Annotated in this window: 13 protein-coding genes and 1 tRNA gene; all 14 read right to left on the reverse strand. The window is 60.1% G+C overall.

What is annotated here, in order from left to right:
* Positions 1–97 precede the first annotated feature (97 nt).
* The 14 genes from I5L79_RS20230 to I5L79_RS20290 all read right to left on the reverse strand — a co-directional run bounded on the left by I5L79_RS20230 (position 98) and on the right by I5L79_RS20290 (position 17423).
* Entirely contained in the window at positions 98–532 is a 435-nt protein-coding gene (locus I5L79_RS20230) for a Fur family transcriptional regulator (protein WP_196956900.1), read from the reverse strand.
* Positions 533–1068: 536 nt separating this feature from the next.
* On the reverse strand, positions 1069–1629 hold the full coding sequence (locus I5L79_RS20235) for a lipocalin-like domain-containing protein (protein ID WP_317191400.1): 561 nt from the start codon (positions 1627–1629) through the stop codon (positions 1069–1071).
* A 509-nt stretch (positions 1630–2138) separates the two neighbouring features.
* Complete coding sequence (locus I5L79_RS20240; protein ID WP_196956960.1) at positions 2139–2369, reverse strand: PID-CTERM protein-sorting domain-containing protein; 231 nt, start codon at positions 2367–2369, stop codon at positions 2139–2141.
* 79 nt (positions 2370–2448) lie between these two features.
* The gene (locus I5L79_RS20245; protein WP_196956901.1) at positions 2449–5046 is read right to left on the reverse strand and encodes an ice-binding family protein; all 2598 of its coding nucleotides are present in this window, start codon (positions 5044–5046) and stop codon (positions 2449–2451) included.
* 107 nt (positions 5047–5153) lie between these two features.
* Positions 5154–5702, reverse strand: coding sequence for a helix-turn-helix domain-containing protein (locus tag I5L79_RS20250; protein ID WP_196956902.1), 549 nt, complete (start codon positions 5700–5702; stop codon positions 5154–5156).
* 282 nt (positions 5703–5984) lie between these two features.
* Positions 5985–6269 (reverse strand): transposase, encoded by a 285-nt coding sequence (locus tag I5L79_RS23825; protein ID WP_196956903.1) that lies wholly within the window; start codon positions 6267–6269, stop codon positions 5985–5987.
* A gap of 85 nt (positions 6270–6354) precedes the next feature.
* Complete coding sequence (locus I5L79_RS20260) at positions 6355–7518, reverse strand: efflux RND transporter periplasmic adaptor subunit (protein ID WP_196956904.1); 1164 nt, start codon at positions 7516–7518, stop codon at positions 6355–6357.
* 24 nt (positions 7519–7542) lie between these two features.
* Entirely contained in the window at positions 7543–11949 is a 4407-nt protein-coding gene (locus I5L79_RS20265; protein WP_196956905.1) for a CusA/CzcA family heavy metal efflux RND transporter, read from the reverse strand.
* A 179-nt stretch (positions 11950–12128) separates the two neighbouring features.
* Positions 12129–12458 carry a DUF6660 family protein gene (locus I5L79_RS23830; protein WP_394368817.1) on the reverse strand — a complete coding sequence of 110 codons (330 nt, stop codon included), beginning with the start codon at positions 12456–12458 and terminating at the stop codon, positions 12129–12131.
* Between the two features lie 200 nt (positions 12459–12658).
* A complete protein-coding gene (locus I5L79_RS20270) occupies positions 12659–13258 on the reverse strand; it encodes a hypothetical protein (protein WP_196956906.1) in 600 nt (199 codons plus the stop codon).
* 311 nt (positions 13259–13569) lie between these two features.
* Positions 13570–13641, reverse strand: a tRNA-Arg gene (locus tag I5L79_RS20275).
* Positions 13642–13815: 174 nt separating this feature from the next.
* A complete protein-coding gene (locus tag I5L79_RS20280; protein ID WP_231403233.1) occupies positions 13816–14682 on the reverse strand; it encodes a transglutaminase-like domain-containing protein in 867 nt (288 codons plus the stop codon).
* A 236-nt stretch (positions 14683–14918) separates the two neighbouring features.
* On the reverse strand, positions 14919–16124 hold the full coding sequence (gene sucC / locus I5L79_RS20285; protein WP_196956908.1) for an ADP-forming succinate--CoA ligase subunit beta: 1206 nt from the start codon (positions 16122–16124) through the stop codon (positions 14919–14921).
* Positions 16125–16307: 183 nt separating this feature from the next.
* Positions 16308–17423, reverse strand: coding sequence for a glycoside hydrolase family 113 (locus I5L79_RS20290; protein WP_196956909.1), 1116 nt, complete (start codon positions 17421–17423; stop codon positions 16308–16310).
* Positions 17424–17533: the final 110 nt, after the last annotated feature.

Here is a 17533-nt window from a genome sequence, read left to right on the forward strand (position 1 = left end):
CGGCGTGGACTGCGCCGGTCAACTACCTCGGGCGGTCAGGCTGCCGGTTGAGAGGACAAACCTCGCTCGCCGGACGATGCAATGCTATTGCATTGTTTCAGCTGATACTGGTCGGGATGCCGGCGCAGCCCGCACACAGGCCCTTCATCACCAGACTGGTTTCCTGCACCTGATACGCAGCTGGCAAGGCTATGGTAGGCACCGCTACTGTGGGCAGGCAGGACGTTTCCCGGCAGCGGGTACAGAAGAAATGCACGTGCAGATCGTGGTGCTGCTCCGGGGTGCATTGGGGCTCGCAAAGAGCGAACTTTACGGCCCCGCTGCCATCCTCGATGCGGTGCACGAGGCCCTTCTCGGTGAAGGTTTTTAGCGTGCGGTGCACCGTAATGCGGTCGGCGTGTTCCAGCAGCAGCTCTACGTCGGCCAGGCTGAGGGCGGCCGGGTGCCGCTGGAGCACGTCCAGCACCAGCAGGCGCATGGGCGTAGGCGCAATCTGCCGGGCAATGAGTGTCTCTTCGAGGGGGTGGACCATGGTCTATACTTTCTCTTCGGCGTTTTTTATCCTGGCTAGCAACGAGTAGGCTCCCGTCGTGACAAACGTAGCTGTGGCCGGCACGGCTTCAGGCAATGTGACTTCCGTGAAGCTGTCCTCATTACGGCCGAGAATAACCACTTAAAGCAAAAGCCGACGGCTGCGTTTGCTGTCAAAGTCATTATTGGGCTGCAGAACGGCGAAACCGATAGGCTACGACAGAACCTGTCAAGATTCTATAACCGGGTCCGGGTACGCTTGCTGCAATGAACAGGGCATACATCGGGAGGGCTGGCTACTGGACTTCAGCCATACCGCCCACAAGCAGAAAGCGCAGTTTACTCTGCTGGCTTGTCGAGAGTTCAAGGAATTCTCGACAAGCCAGCAGGGCAGCACCGATTTGGGAGCGTCAAATTGAATAGGCAACCACGCAAAAACGCCCTTCCAGCCGTGTAGCTGGGAGGGCGTTTGAATTTTGGGTAAGGCAAGGTCTGACACCAGACTTTTTCCAGGATTGCAGCAGGAAAGCTGCCCGGCTATGGTTTTACCCTTACGTACCGTTCGATGTTGACTCTGTCTACGCCAATACTTGCGACTTTTTCCACGCCGCTTTGCGTGAGGGTATCGTTTTTCAGGGTAACGGTGAAGACAAAGTCATTCCCTTCCCAGTTTCGGGCGCTGCAGTACTCCAAATGCTCGGTGTACTTACCGTCTTTGAGTGTATACCGGCCGCCCCCTGCCGCAAAGACCGCCGTAGAACCCTTGCCTTTGCTTATATCGTGATGCAAAAAGGCGAAGTGGCTGTCATTGATGATTTTAACGAAAGATTCAGTTTTATTGCTCACGGCAGATACTGTGTCACCTTTCTCAATGACCATGCTGCCAATCAGCCGCCAGGTACCCATTATCGGTATATCATGGGCTTTTGGGGCTTTCTCCGTTTCTGACGTGCATGACCCTAAACTGCCGAGCAGCAATGCGAGGGCGGCTGAAGTTAGTATTCTCACTTTGTCAATTTTCCCGATAAAGCCCAAAACGGAGCATTGAATGTTCTGCCGGCACGAGGCCTCTTCAGTTGCAGAATAGCCAGTAGCCACTGCTAAGGTAGTGGTGAAGTAGTATGTGATAACGCTAACCGCTCGCGTGCAGGCTGAATTTACCTTGCTGGTCTGTCGGAGGCGTTGTTGCAGGCGCTTAGTTCGCCCGGCGTATGAAGCCTTTTAGAATAACTGGTTGTAGCTCGAAAAAGCGCGCATCATGGTGGTGTCGCCGAAACGGCCGTGACAGGGGGGCTTGCCACGGCTCACTTGCCGACTGGATCGGCACTCAAACAGCTTGTTCAGGTTCGAGGGCCTGGCCGCGCACGTTCATCCGGCCCCGGCCGTAGGGGTGTAGCCTACAGCTTGTAAAACAGCTGTTGACATTCAACCTGTTTGGCTGCTGAGTCGGAGGTTTTTCCTGGTTGTTTAACACCCCCTCCCCATACCGCTAAAACGCAGCAGAGGCTAAAGCTCCATAAGCTTCAGCCTCTGCTGCGTTGAAATAAAAACTGGTGCCGCGTTACAGTACCTCCCAGCCAATAGGCTGCTTTGCCCTTTGTGCGAACTTATTCGGAGGTTTTACCCGCTTGGCGGCGGGTGCGCAGCTTATTCAGGCCATAGCCCACGCCGGCGGCCAGCAGCAGGGAAGCGCCCCCGTCAATGGGAACAGCGGTGGGGTCCTCGGGCTTGGGCCCCCCCTCGGGCGGCTCTTCGCTTTGGGCGTGGACCAACGTGGTGCAGCAGAACAGGGCCACCGTGAGGCCGCAGGCGCGCAGAAGGAAGGGAAATCGGTTCATCTGAAAAATCTAAGGCTAAGTCAAAGAAAAAGCAACCCGGTAGAGCCGCCGCCGCCGGAGCGCCGGCCGCTCGCTGGGTTTATTGTACTACCAGGCGCTTGGCAATCAGGCCCTGGGCCGTGCGCAGCTGCACGGTGTATACGCCCGGGGCCAGGTCCCGCAGGCTCAGGCTGCGCTGGTCTGCGGCTACGGTCTGCCGCCGGACTGTCTGGCCCAGGCTGTTGACCAGCACGGCTTCCACCGGCTGCTTGCTCAGGCTGGCGGGCAGCAGCACGCGCACGGCGTCGCGGGCGGGGTTGGGGTAGAGGGCTACCTGCTCACGCAGGGCGGCCGGGGCCGCGGCCAGCACACTACCGGCGCTGAGCACCAGCGTAAAGCGTGGGGCCTGCAGGCCGTCAGTGGCGGTGCTGAACGCGTAGCGGGGCTGGGCATTCAGATCCGTCAGCTGGCCGGTCTGCGCATCGCGCAAATAAGCTTTCATGCCGGCGGGCAGGTTTAGCAGCTGAGCGGCGTGCAAAGTGTAGGTGCCGGCCGCGGGCACGCGCACCGTCAGGGGCAGCTCCGTGGTAGTGGCCGCGTTCAGGGCGGGCAGGCCGCTGATGCTCATTTCCTCGGTGCCGGCCAGCAGGGCCAGGGACAGTCCCGAGCGCACGGGGAACTTCACGGCGTCGAACCTGGCGTCGAAGCCGGGGGTAGCGCCCTGCTCCCAATAGGCGTAGGCAGCATCGGCCTGGTTCTGGCCCAGCAAGTCGAGCTGCACGAGGGGGCGCTGCTCGCCGGGGCCGCGCTGGAAGGCCGGGTTGGCATAGGTCGTCAGGCGGGCGGCATTGCTGAAGGTAAGCGAGCCGGTCGTGCCGGGCGTGGTCACCCGCACAAAGAAGCCCTGGGCGGCGGCAATGTTCTGACCGCCGAACGGTACCCCGTTGACGAAGGAGCTGTAATTGCCGCTGTACTGGCCCGAGGAGGCGAAGATGTACACGGATCCGTTCAGGCCCGACGCTCCGCTCTGGTAGAGGGCCGACCAGTCGATGGGCGAGGGATAGGGGTTGCCCAGCAGGTGCCAGCCGGAGCTGGCCGCGTCGGTGGTGGTGCGGGTCAGGCCGGTTTGGGCAATGGGGCCATTGTTGAGCGTGCCTTCGAAATCAACCAGGGCCGTGCCGGGCAGGTTCACGGTATAGCCGCGGCCGCGCTCCAGGGAGCTAGCCAGGCTGGCCGGGGAAAACCAGCCCTTGCTGAAGGGCGCCAGCGCGGTAGCCGGGCTGGTGTCGAGGCGCTGTTCGTCGTAGCCGAACACGGTGGGGTAGGGTTTGGCATCGCCCGGGGTCGGGTCGGCGTTGTAGCCGTTGTTGACCACGGGCGTGAAGCCGGCCGTAGCCAGATCAGCTACCGTGGTGCTCACCACCGGGGAGGAATAATGGCGGTAGCCCAGGCCGTTGTTGCCGGACAGGATGTAGCGCTGCACGGTGGCCGTGCCCAGTACCGCGCCGCTGCCGCTGTTATCGACCATAGCCGTGCCCGCCGCATCGGACAGCAAGGTCAGGGTGCGGCCGTTGGTGGTGAGGTTGCCGGTGGCCGGAGTCAGCACGCCGTGGATGCTCACGGCGCCGCTTTGCAGGGCCCCGTTGGCGTTGTTCACGCGCAGGCTCCAGAACTGCGTGCTGCCGCTGCCGCCGAGCAACTGGGAATTAGTGCCGCTCATGCTCACTATGCCAGCGGTGGCGCTGACGGTACCGCTGTTGTTCAGGTTCCCTTTCAGATCGAGGCTGCCGCCGCCCTGCGTGAGGCTGGCGTTGGCACCAATGGTTAGGGCCCTGGCAGCGGCCGTGCCGCTGTTAATCACCGGAAACGGCGACCGACCAGTGCCCACGATGGCATCGACCGTGCTGGTGGGTACCCCGGCCGACCAGTTCGCAGATTTAAACCAGTCGGTATCGACGCCACCCAGCGCAATGCCCAGCCACGAGGTAAACGTGACAACGGGTACCACAACCACGGTCGGCAAGCTGGCGTTGTTCGTATCAATGGTGATGGCGCCGCTGCGCGAAAGGCCGCGCCCTGTCAGTTGGGCGCCCTGAATCATGTTGATGGCGCCATCAACGAGCAGCGTGCCTACCATCACCGAGTTTTGCCCCAGCGTGACCAGCCCGCCAATCTGCCAGTACACGTTGTCGGCGCTGGCCCCGTTTTGCAGCAGCACCACCGAGTTGGCCCCTGTCGTCAGGGCACCGGATACTGACAGGTAGAATTTGGCGTTCGGGTTGCCCCCCGCGTCCAGAATCAGGGTGCCAGCCAAGGTGGTGGCCCCGCCCACGCAGTACGAGCCGGGTAGTAGCGTCACGGCTGGCGTGCCGCCGTATACGGCCAGCGGCGTGACACACGGAATATTGGTGGAGTAGTAGCCGTAGGCCGTTTGCACGGCCGTGGCGGCCTGCGTCGAGCGAGTATCGGCCACGTGGATGTTGCCGTTGACCACGCCGGGCGGAAAGCCATTGAAGGCGCCGGCATTAGTGCCAATGTCGCCGTTGATGAGGGTGGGGCCGGAGTTGTTGATGGCACCTACCGCGGTGAATAAGGTAAAGTCGGCCGCTGCGCCTAGGGGCGGCGGGGCCTGCCCGAAACCAACCTTTGGCAAAATCAGCAAGGTAGCAGCTAAGAATAAGGGTACTCGAAGTTTCATGAGCTGGGAGTTAAGATGGATGTTAGATTCGTATTGTACAAATCTAATACCTTCATACTCTCATTATATTACATAATCACTTAAATTATTTACATAATTCACAGGGATTAAACTGCGTTTTTTTTGCTCTTTAACCCCTTAAAGAAAGTAGGAGTCAGACCAGTTTCTTTCTTGAACTGCCCCGACAGGTGGGCGATGCTGCTGTAGTTCAGCTTAGCAGCAATTTCGGTTAGGTTCAGCTCGTCGTAGAGCAAAAGCTCTTTCACCCGCTCGATTTTGTGCCGGATAATGGAACGCTCGATGGTGACGCCGGTCGCCTCCGAAAACAAGGTAGAGAGGTAGGGATAGTCACCCTTGAGCTGCTGGCTGATGTATTCGGAGTTTTTGATTTTCGGCAGCGTATCGGCGTGGCGCACCAGCTGGACGATGCAGGCCTGAATCTGTTCAATCACGCTGCCTTTGCTGTGGTCGAGCAACTCAACGCCCAACTCCTGTAGCTCCTGCTGCAACTGCTTGTGCTGCTCGAGGCTGATTTCCTGCTTGAACTCCACTTCCCCCAAATCCACCTGGCCGTAGTGCAGCCCGAGCTTGTCGAGCTTATCCTGCACTTGCGTTTTGCAGCGCACGCTGACCATATATTTAATGTAGAGTTTCATGCAATTGAAGTAAAGTCATTATGCCCGGTCTTGACAAGCCAAGACCGGGCATAACAGCCAGTGAATAAGCAAAAAGTACCGGCAAAGGGAGGAAAGCAGGTCAGTTATGCAGGGGAGGAGAAATAGGCATAGCACCCTAAATATAAAGGGAAAAGGCCTGGCAACGGACTTGGTACCGGGGGTAAAATGCCCACCAAGCTATAATCGCAGGAAACAGATGGCTAATTAAAAAATAATAAGTTCCCAAAGAGGGATAAGGAGGCGCATAATCGTCGGCGGCTCTTAGGCAATGGTGTGCCCCGGTTTACGGCCCAGCCGGCTCCTGCACGGCCTGAAACAGCCGCTCGCATATGTCGGCGCCCAGCGACGGAACCGTCGGGCGACGCTATTCCACGGGCCAAACCGCGTCGGTAAGTCGCGCCACGCACAACCCGTACGCACGCGGTACACCACCGCGTTAACAAAGCGCCGGTTGTTACGCCCCGTACCACCGGCCGTACCCGCTTTGCCCAGTACAGGCGGCTGAATCAGTTTCCATGCACGATCCGTGAGTTCATGTCGACGCATTCAGCAAAATTACGCCTGACTGTCCACGGACTCTAGGAAGAATACCAACAAGGGTTTAAGGAAAGCGAGTATTATGCGGATGGGGTTATTCTTCCTCTTCGGCGTTTTTCATCTTGGCCAGCAGGGAGTAGGCGCCCTCGGTGACGAATGAGGTGGTGGGTGGCATAGTTTCGGGCAAGGTGACTTCGGTGTAGCCGTCTTCGCTGCGGCCGGGGGTGACGGGCACCATGCGGTAGCGGCCCGGGGCTTCTACGGCGTAGGCGTAACTTTTGCCCTCGAAGCGTACCAGGGCCACATCGGGCAGGCTGGGGGCCTGGGAGCGGCCGGTTTCAATGGTAGCACGCACGAAGAGGCCGGGCAGTAGGGCGCGGTCCTGCTCGTTGTCGAGGTGGCCGTGCACGCGCACGGTGCGGTCTTCTCCGATGGTGCGGCCCACCAGGTACACGCGGGCGGTGCGCTCGTGCCGGTTGCTGGTGGAGTCGCTGGCCAGGGTGAAGCGGATGAGCTGGCCTTTTTGCACCCGGGCCACGTCGCGCTCGAACACCGTGAGCTCAACGTGCAGGTGCTCGGGGTCCACGATTTCAAATAGCGCGTCGGTAGCCGTGACGGCCTGGCCCACGGTGACGTTGACGGTGCGCACAAAGCCCGCGCGGGGCGAGCGTAGGGTGGCGGTGGTGACTATTTTGCCGCCTACCGGCAGGCCGGCGAGGCGGAGGCGGGTGGCCTGCGCCTGAGTCTGTACGTTGAGGGCGTTGTAGTCGGCGCGGGCCCGCTGGTAGTTTTTCTGGGGGGCTACTTCCTGCTCGTACAGTTCTTTCTGGCGGGCCAGCTCGGTGCGGGCGTATTCGAGGCGTCCGCGGGTTTCAAGGTAGTCTTGCTGCAGCGTAACAAACTCGGGGTTGCGGATGACGGCCAGCACCTCACCCTTGCGGACGCGGGTACCTTGCAACAGCTCGGTGTTTTCGACGAAGCCCCCGAGGGGGGCCGTGATGGAAACGGTGCTCTCCGGCGGCACGTCAAGGGTGCCTGTCACGGCCAGTCCCGCACCCATGGGGCGGTCGGTTACCTGGCCGGTTTTGAGGCCGGCCGCCTGTTGCTCCGCGAGCGAGAGGGTGACGAGGTCGGAAGCTTCTTCGGGTTCACCGGCAGCAGCGGTGGCGGTATCCGTTTCGGGGGGGGCTTTCTTATCGGCGCTACAGCCGGCCAGGGTCAGGCTGAGCAGCAGCACCAGGGATGCACTTCTATACATGGTGGAGGAGTCGAGGTTGAAGGATTACTGCGCGGAGGAGCCGAGCAGGTAGTCCAGGTCGATGACGGTTTGGTTGTAGGCGAGCACGGCGTCGAGGTAGGCCGTGCGCACGCTCAGGGCGCGCTCGAGGTTGAGCAGGAGCTCGGAGTAGGAAGTTTCGCCGGCTTTGTAGGCTCGTTGGCTCAGGCGCACGATGACGGCGGCCTGGGGCAAGCCAGTTTGCTGGTAGAACTGCACGCGATGCTGCTGCTCGGTGAGGCGGGTGCGCAACTCATCGAGCTGGGCACTGGCTTCGGCTTGGTAGCGCTGGTAGGTGGCAGTGGCCGCCTGCTCCTGCAGCTTGGCGCCCTGCACGCGCGCGCGCTGCGGGCCGCGCAGCAGCGCGATGGCCACGCCGGCCTGCACGCTCTGGAACCGGTCGGCCACGCCGTAGGTGGTGGTGCGGCCGTCGAGTTCGTAGGTGCCGCGCAAGGATTGGTTGGTGTAGCCCACGAGGACCTGGGGCAGGCCCTGGGCCTGTTCGAGCCGGGTTTCGGCCTGGCGAGTGGCAATCTGCTGCTGCAGCGCCTGAGCCTGGGGTGTGACGGCCAGGTGGGCGGTGTCGACATTGAGCGTGGGTGGGGCCAACAAGTGCAGCGTGCTATCAGCTACGGCGATGGGCTGGGACGCCTGCAGCAAGGCCTGCAGCTGGCGCTGGGCGATGGTGAGGTCGGCGCGGGCCTGGGCGAGCTGGTTGCGGATTTCGCCCTGTTGCAGGATGGCGTTGGCGGGTTCGAGGCGGGCCACTTCGCCGGCTTTGAAGCGCAGCTGGGCAGCCCGCAGAAACTCGGAGTAGATGCTGTCCTGGCCGCGCAGGGTACGCAGGCGGTGGCGAGCGTAGACGGCCTGCTCATAGCTGCGGCGCACCTGGCGCTTCAACTCGGCCTGCACCTGAGCCAGCTGCTGCTCCTGAGTGGCCACCCGGGCCTGGCTGACGCTGGCCTGAGCACGGTAGTAGCCGGGTAGCGCCAGCGACTGGCCGATGCTCAGCACGTTGTCGCGCAGCGGGGAATTGACTTGGCCGTAGGTGCCGAGGATGGTGGTGCGGCCCACGTCGTAGGCGGTGCGGCGCAGGGCCTGCTGGGCTTCGAGTAAGCGTTGGGCGGTCTGGACTGTGCCATTGGCTTGCAGGGCTTGCCCTACGGCTTGGGTAGACGTAATGGGACCTTGGGCTTGGGCTGGCGCCCCAAAAAGCAAGCCGCCAAGCAGCACCAGCAGGCTGGCCGTGGCTGGTATTGCCGCTGGCTTGGGCTGCTCGTCGGGTTTGGGGTTGGCGTTGCGCTCAGACAAAGCGTAGAGCACGGGCAGCACCAGCAGGGTAAGCAGCGTGGCTGTGACCAGGCCGCCGATGACGACGGTGGCCAGGGGGCGCTGCACTTCGGCCCCGGCGGAGTTGGAAAGGGCCATGGGCAGGAAGCCGAGGGAAGCCACGGTGGCCGTCATGAGCACCGGGCGCAGGCGCACTTGGGTTCCTTCGAGAATGCGGGTGTACAAGTCGGTGTGGCCTTCTTCTTTAAGCTGGTTGAAGTAGCCGATGAGCACAATGCCGTTGAGCACGGCTACGCCAAACAAGGCAATGAAGCCCACGCCAGCCGAGATGCTGAACGGCATGCCGCGCAGCCACAGGGCCAGCACGCCACCGATGGCCGAGAGCGGAATGGCTGTGAAAATCATAACCGACTGCTTGAGCGACTTGAAGGTGAAAAAAAGTAAGACGAAAATCAGCAGCAGGGTCACGGGCACGGCAATGCTGAGGCGCTCGGTGGCCTGGCGAAGGTTTTCAAACTGGCCGCCGTAGGTGGTGTGGTAGCCCGGAGCCATCTTCAGTTGCTGGTCGACTTTGCCCTGCAGCTCGTTTACTACGGTTTCCACGTCGCGGCCGCGCACGTTGAAGGCCACCGTGATGCGGCGCTGGGCGTCGTCGCGCTGAATCTGGTTGGGGCCTTCTTCCAGCTCCACGGTAGCCACTTGCTCCAGGGGAATCTGCTCGCCGGCGGGCGTGGCCACCAGCAGCTGGCGCACGTTGGCGATGTTTTGGCGCAGGGACGGGGCCAGGCGCAGGACCACGTCGAAGCGGCGCTCCTGCTCGAAGAGCTGGCCGGCGGTCTGGCCGGCGAAGGCGGTTTGCACAGTGCGGTTGACGTCGTTGGCGTTCAGGCCGAAGCGGGCCAGGCGGTTGCGGTCGAGCTTTACCACGATTTGGGGCAGACCCGTTACGGCTTCCACGTACACGTCTTCAGCCCCTTCAACCTGCCGCACTAGGCGGGCGGCCTGCTCGGCGTAAGTGGCCAGTTGGGCGAGGTCTTCGCCGTAGATTTTTAGCACCACGTCCTGCTTGGCCCCGGAAATCAGCTCATTGAAGCGCATCTGGATGGGCTGCTGAAAGCCGAAAGTGACGCCGGGAATGACGCTTACGGCTTCGGCCATTTTCTCGGCCAGCTCTTCGCGGGAGTGGGCCGACGTCCACTTGTCGGGGTCTTTTTCGAGGATGACCATGAGGTCGGCGGCTTCGACGGGCATGGGGTCGGTGGGAATTTCGGCGGCTCCGATTTTGGCTACCACTTCCTTGACTTCGGGAAACTGCTTTTTGAGGATGGCGGCGGCCTGCTGGCTGCGGTCGACGGTGTAGCTGAGCGAGGAGCCGGTGAGAGTGCGCATCTCCACGGCGAAGTCGCCTTCGGACAGCTGGGGAATAAACTCGCCGCCCAAGGTGCGGTAGAGCAGCAACGCGCCCGTAAACAACCCCACTGCGGCGCCGAGCACCCAGCCTTTCGCCTGCAGAGCCCACTCCAGCACCGGCCGGTAGCGGGCTTCGAGCCAGCTCATCATGCGGTCGGAGAAGTTGCGCTCGTGGGTGGTGCGGCGGCTCAGGCCGAGTGCGGCCATCATGGGCACGTAGGTGAGGCTGAGGATAAAGGCCCCCACGATGGCGAAGGCCACGGTCTGGGCCATGGGCCGAAACATCTTGCCCTCGATGCCGACCAGGGCTAGCAGGGGTAGGTAGACGATGAGGATGATTATTTCGCCAAACGCCGCCGAGGAGCGGATTTTGGAGGCGGCCGTGTAGGTTTCGGCGTCCATCTGCGCGGTGCTGAGGCGCCCGTTGGCGGCGTTGAGCTGGCCGCTGGTGTGCAGGCGGTGCACAATGGCTTCGACGATAATCACGGCGCCATCCACGACCAAGCCGAAATCAATGGCCCCGAGCGAGAGCAGGTTGCCCGACACGCCAAACAGCCGCATCAGGCTGATAGCAAACAGCATGGACAAAGGAATGACCGAGGCCACGACAAACCCGGCCCGCCAGTTGCCGAGGAACAGAACCAGCACGAACACGACAATGAGGGCGCCTTCGAGCAGGTTGGTTTTGACGGTGCCGATGGCCCGGCCCACGAGTTCGGAGCGGTCGAGGTAGACGTCAACGGCCACGCCTTCGGGCAAGGACTTCTGCACGGTGGCCATGCGGGCTTTCACGGCCTGGATGACTTCGTTGGCGTTGGCGCCTTTGAGCATGAGCACCACGCCGCCGGTGACTTCGCCCTCGTCGTTGCGGGTCATGGCGCCGTAGCGCACGGCCGAGCCCAGGCGCACGTCGGCCACGTCGCGCACCAGCACCGGTAGGCCCGCCTGGGTGCTGCGCACCACGATGTTGCCGAGGTCGGCGACGTTGGCGGCCAAGCCTTCAGTGCGGATGAAGTAGGCAGTGGGCTTCTGGTCGAGGTAGGCACCGCCAGCATTCTGGTTGTTGGCGGCCACGGCCTGGTACACCTGCTCGGAGGTGACGCCCAAGGAGCGCAGGCGGATGGGGTCGAGCTGAATTTCGTACTGCTTGAGCAGGCCGCCGAAGCTGGAAACGTCGGCCACGCCGGGGGTGCCGAGGAGTTGGCGGCGCACTATCCAGTCCTGCATGGTGCGCAGCTCGCGGGCGTCGTACTTCTTTTCGAAGCCGGGCTTAGGACGCAGCACGTACTGGTAAATCTCACCAAGGCCGGTGCTGACGGGGGCCAGCTCGGGGCGGCCGATGCCGGCGGGAATCTGGCCTTCGGCTTCGCGCAGGCGCTCGGCCACTTGCTGGCGGGCCCAATAAATGTCAATGTTGTCTTGGAACACGATGGTGACCACCGAGAGCCCGAACCGGGAAAACGAGCGGACTTCTTCGCGGCCGGGGATGGTGGCCACGCTCTGCTCGACGGGAAAGGACACTAGGCGCTCGATGTCGGCGGTGGCCAGCGAGGGGGCCACCGTGTAAATAATAACCTGGTTGGTGGTGATGTCGGGCACGGCATCAATCGGCAGGCGACTGATGGAATAACTGCCCCACGCCACCAAGGCGAGGGTGAGTAGCCCGATGATGAGCTTGTTGTGAATGGAAAAATGAATCAGCCGGTCAAACATCCGCTATGGGGGTTAGATCTAACGCTTCCGTAAAACCCTGCGGGGCTGCGGCTCCGGGCCTAGATGGGCGGGAACTATGGCACAAAACCTGGCAAGGGAAAAATGCGCACAATGAGGGTAGTAGAAAAGCCACAGGGCTACACTACCCGGCACAGGTCAGCAGGAAATAAGGGGACGGGTTAGGCCTGCGGCGGTTGCCACACAGCCCCGGAAGCCCACGTGGGCGCGGCCACAAGCAAGGTGCCGGGGCGTGGGGTGGTATCCCAAACTGGGTGGGGGACCTGCGTCAGGGCTTGAGCCGTGGGAGTAAGCACTACCGCCCCACCGCAGCAATGGCACTGGCACAGAGGCGAACACCAGTCGCCTAGAGCGTCAGTGGCGCTATCCGAATGCGAAGTTGCAGTGACCGTTGTTTGCGTCTTGTCTTTGCATGCAGGCACCTCGTCCGAGCAGGTCATGCAGGAGAGGCACGCAAAGTAAAAAGCAAATAACAGGGAAAGCAGACGCATCAGAGCAAAGGTAGGTAAAGCACATAATCCGGCGCCGTTTATACCTGCAATTGAGCGTTTCTACTTCTATTCTAAGAGTTAGTAGCTATGTTCTGTGAGAGAGGATAAACGTAATTCATACCTATGTCGCGAACATCCTTTTTCCTGACTAGTTTAGTCCATACGACATAACCTGCAGCTCTAAATTCATTACATTGCTCTTATTGGCTGGGGAAGTATAAGGCATCCATGGCCACCAATAAGCGTAGTAAGTGATAGTAAGACTCTCGGCCTGGTAGGACCATGTCACGCAGTAGGAGGGGGGCATTCAGAAACGCTAATCGGTGCTGACGCTCCTGCTCGCTTGTGAATTGCTCACTGAGCTTCAAGGAGTGACGGGCCGCGAAGGGGCCATAATGGACAACGTGCCCACGGAACTCATTAAAGGCTTTGTATTCCGTCTCCTTGAATGATCGAAGCCATTGATAGGCCTCTAAGTGGTGAAACTCGGCCGGGACCTGATCAATTACGCTGGAGAAATCCACGGCGTAGGGTTTGAGACTTTTAGGCAGAAAGTAGTTGCACAGGGTAGCCTGATGATTCCAGAAGGTGTAGAGCTTCTCGAAGACGCTATCCAGGAAAGTGCTGTAAGGGCGCTCCAGTATCCACCAGGGCCGTAAAGGTGGCTCCCCTTTGCGGTGTCTATGGACGCCGGTCGGCCGGTTGGCTACATGGGGGTGGTAAAGCAAGGCATGGGCTAGGGTGTAAATAGCATCCTCCAGTTGAAAGACCCGTTGGGCTTCGAGAATGAAAAGACCCATTTCCCATTCTAGCTTTTGATCCCATACACGCTGAATTCCCTCTTAAAAGCACTTCTGCAAGTCCAGACCATGGACAATGTAGGTGTTTGGCTTCCCGCCCCAAATACGCTGAAGCCCCTGCTGCTGTAAGATATCCTGGAGTGGCCCTCCAGCGTGTCGATGAACTCTAACTCAGACGTGCCACAAAACTGCCATCTTCTTCCAAGGCACCAGCAATAGATGTAAAATGAATGCGAAAAATTATGTTGTGCCCCAATCTGTACCCCATTAATAAAAAAACGCCCTCAGCTTAGCGCAAAGGGCGTTAATTGTGGTCGCGCCAGGAATCGAACCTGGATCAAGAGCTTCGGAGACTCCTATACTATCCGTTGTACTACGCGACCGTCCGGGTAGGGGTGGCAAAACTAAGCAGAAAACGCTCGGTGCACAACTTCCGGCTTGAATTCCCGGTTGGCAGCTAAGTAGTCAGCGTAAAAGAGAAGCGTAAATTTTTGACTGTTTACGGGTTAAGCATTCGGTTGAGAAACAAAGAAAATTTCTGAACCGAACCTGGGCAGCTATTGGCCGCCGCCGTTGGTAGAATACTCGGCCTTGGCCGCAGGGAGCGGAACCGTGGTAGGTGGCGCGTAGAATGTAGTCAGGGAATGTGTATAGCGCATACCGGAGAGTTTGCGGCGCTGAAACGACAGGAGCTTCTTGGCCCCTTCTGGCAATAGCATCAGGCCGGTAGTAGCGGTTTTTACTCCGAAGCGGTTGTCAAGTACAGTGTCGAAATAGTAGAGATAGGGCTTCAGCCACCGGAAGTAACTTTTGCTGGTAGCCTCGGTGGAGGTACTAATGGAAAGTAATTTGGGCGTAGTAGCCAGTGCCTGCTGCAACTCAACGGCATTCACTGGCTGGCCGGATAGCAACGGTACAATGTCGAACTGACTATCTACCATAATCCATTTGCCTTGGTCTGGTAACCAGGCCTCCGTAAGGGCATGGCCGCCAGCCGAAGCGCGGGTGTCAGCGTCAGGTGCTTTCAGGTATAAAGGCCGGGCCGGAATACCTACTGCGTTGAGGGCAGTAGTAAGTACCGCGCCAAATTCCACGCACTGCACTGATTTTCCGAGCATGGCCGCTCGCAGAATGGCAAATGCGTCACGGGTTTGCAGGTCCTGCCGCCCGTCATGCTCCAATCGATTGTGTACCCACTTTGAAAGAGCCTGCACCCGCTCCAAGTCGGTATCAGCTCCCTGTATGGCTTCATCCAGGCCATACATTTCCCGGAACTGTATCAAGTAGTCGGTGTTGGGTGAGCTATACTGGAAAGCATAGCCGGCCGCATCAGGGGTGGCCTCGAACTCCAGCGCAGGCTCCGAGGGCTCATTGAGAGCCGCAAAGAACTGAGCCTGAGTGGTTGAACTGGAGAAGGTAAGCAAGCAAGAGGCAACTAGTGTATAAATAGATTTTCTCATGGTGCAGCTAGGTGAAGTCGCTTTAACGAAGACAATTCATTCTGGGTTAACCCCAAATTCTTTTCTTCCGTCAAAAGTAGTCTTCTTGGTCTCCCCATGAAATCACATGAATGGGTGATACTGTATCCGAAGAAAATACAAATGCCTCTCTGGCGGACCAGAGAGGCATTTTATTGACCCAAATAGGGGACAAGTATTTTTTAGGAAATGCCCTGCTCCGCCAGCACTTCCTTTACTTTCTGGGCAGCATCCTTCAGTAGCACGGCCGAGTATACCTTCAAGCCGCTTTCGTCGATGATGCGGGCGCCTTCTTCGGCGTTGGTACCCTGCAGGCGCACAATGATGGGCACCTTGATGTCGCCGATGTTCTTGTAGGCTTCTACCACCCCATTGGCCACCCGGTCGCAGCGCACGATGCCACCGAAGATGTTGATGAGGATGGCCTTTACATTCGGATCCTTCAGGATGATGCGGAAACCCGCTTCCACTGTCTGGGCATTGGCTCCACCCCCTACGTCGAGGAAGTTGGCCGGCTCGCCGCCGCTGAGCTTGATGATGTCCATGGTGGCCATAGCCAGGCCGGCGCCGTTAACCATGCAGCCCACGTTGCCGTCGAGCTTCACGTAGTTCAAGTTCGAAGCCGAAGCTTCCACTTCCAGCGGGTCTTCTTCGTTCGTGTCGCGCAGCTCTACGAAGTCTTTGTGGCGGTAGAGGGCGTTTTCGTCGAGGGTTACTTTCGCGTCAACGGCCAGAATCTTGTCGTCCGAGGTTTTCAGCACGGGGTTGATTTCGAACATGCTGGAGTCCGTCTCGTCGTACGCCTTATATAAGGCCTGCACAAACTTCACCATTTCCTTCTGGGCCGGGCCGGTGAGGCCCAGGTTAAAGGCAATTTTGGCGGCCTGGAACGGGCGCAGCCCCACGCGCGGGTCGATGGTTTCCTTGTGGATTTTCTCGGGGTGGGCTTCGGCCACTTCCTCGATGTCCATACCGCCCTCGGTGGTATAGATGATGACGTTTTTGCCGCTGGTACGGTCCAGCAGCACGCTCATATAATATTCCTTGGTTTCGGACGCGCCGGGGTAATACACATCCTGAGCCACCAGCACCTTATGCACTTTACGGCCTTCAGGGCCGGTTTGCTTGGTTACCAATTGCATGCCGATGATGTTGCCGGCTACTTCCTTTACCTGGTCCAGGTTTTTGGCGAGCTTCACTCCACCCCCTTTGCCCCGGCCACCGGCGTGTATCTGCGCCTTAATGACGTGCCAGCCGGTGCCGGTTTCGGCGGTCAGCTTTTTGGCAGCCTCTACGGCTTCTTCGGCGGTGTCGGCCGTGTAGCCTTCCTGCACGCGTACGCCGTAGCGCTTGAGAATTTCTTTACCCTGATACTCGTGAATGTTCATAGAGGGTCGTTTTTAGGGGAAGATTCGGGTGGGTGTTTGCGGCTGCGAAAGTAGGCAGAAATGCGTTAGGAGTTTTTGGTTTTTGGTTTTTAGCTGTTTGCAGGTGGTAGTCCGTCCCGCTGCCTTTCTGGCTGGTACCGGTTGGCCGGATTTCCCAAAATCGAAAAACCAAAAACTGCGACTTCACCGGCCAAACCAGTCCGTCATCACCTGCTCGGCGGGCTTGTGCTGGGGCGTAAAGTCGAGGTGGCGGCGGGTGGCGCGGTCGGGCGTCAAGCCGGGGTACCACTTCCACACAAACAGCCCCCGAAACCACCTCTGCGGCCAGAACGTCTCAAACATAGCGGCGTAGCAGGCCGTCTGGGTGGCTTCGTCGACCGTGGTCAGCACGGCCATGCGGTCGGGCCAGGCCCAGGGCTCAATGGCCGCATCGGGTGTGGTTTTGTAGCCGATTTCGGTGAAGGCCACCGGCTTTTTAAAGCGCCGCTGAATAGCTTTGATCCGACGCAGCGGCTCCTGCCAGGCCCGGAGCAGGGCCGCCTTTTCGGGCCGCTCGGTCTTGCTGAGCGGGAAATACGCCTGAATGCCGATAAAGTCCAGCGCATCCCAGAACGGCACCTGCTCAAACTCCCCACTCCAGTTGGCCGCGTACGTGAGTTGCCCGTGGTATACCCCACGAATCTGCCGGATGAGCGTGCGCCATTCCTGTTCGTGGCCCACGCTGGCGTGCTGGAGCTCCGTGCCTATACATAAGGCTTCCAGCTGATGCTCCTCGGCCAGCCGGGCGTAGTGCAGTATAAACGAGGAGTAGCTGGCAAACCACTGCTGCCAGTCGGCGGCCGAAGTCATGTTGACGTCGCCGGGCCAGGAGCCGGAGCCCCCGCGCAGCCACAGGTGGGGCTTGAGCAGCGTGCTGATGCCACGCTGCCGGGCCCGCTTCGCCGTTTGTACAATGCCCGCGTCACTCTCTCCCCAGTAATGGCGGCTGCCCTTACCGGTTTGCAGGCGTATTTCCGGCACGGCGGCGCCTGCCTGCCAGCCAAAGGGCGTCTGGGCAATCCACGTCACGCGGGCACGCACCAGCGGCTCCAGGTCCAGGGAAGAAACCGAGTCGCCGGCCACCCAGCTCACGCCGCGCAGGCGGCCGTCGGTGGGCGTGGGGCCGGTAGCAGCCGGAGTGGAGCGGGCTGTTGCTGGCTTAGGTTGAGGCGCCCGGCTTAGCTGCCAGGCACCTATGGCCGCAGCAAGTAACAGCACAATCAGCAGCCAGCGGCGCCCGGCGGAAGTAGGAAATGGCATAGCAGCGGGGACGGAACGCATCAACCGCCAAGATAGGCAGCCAGGGCACATGGTGTAGCTTCCGCCGCCGTAGATGCACCCGCAACGCCCGACATTACGTAGATTTGTTT

This window comes from Hymenobacter guriensis (assembly GCF_015773195.1).
Lineage (GTDB): Bacteria > Bacteroidota > Bacteroidia > Cytophagales > Hymenobacteraceae > Hymenobacter > Hymenobacter guriensis.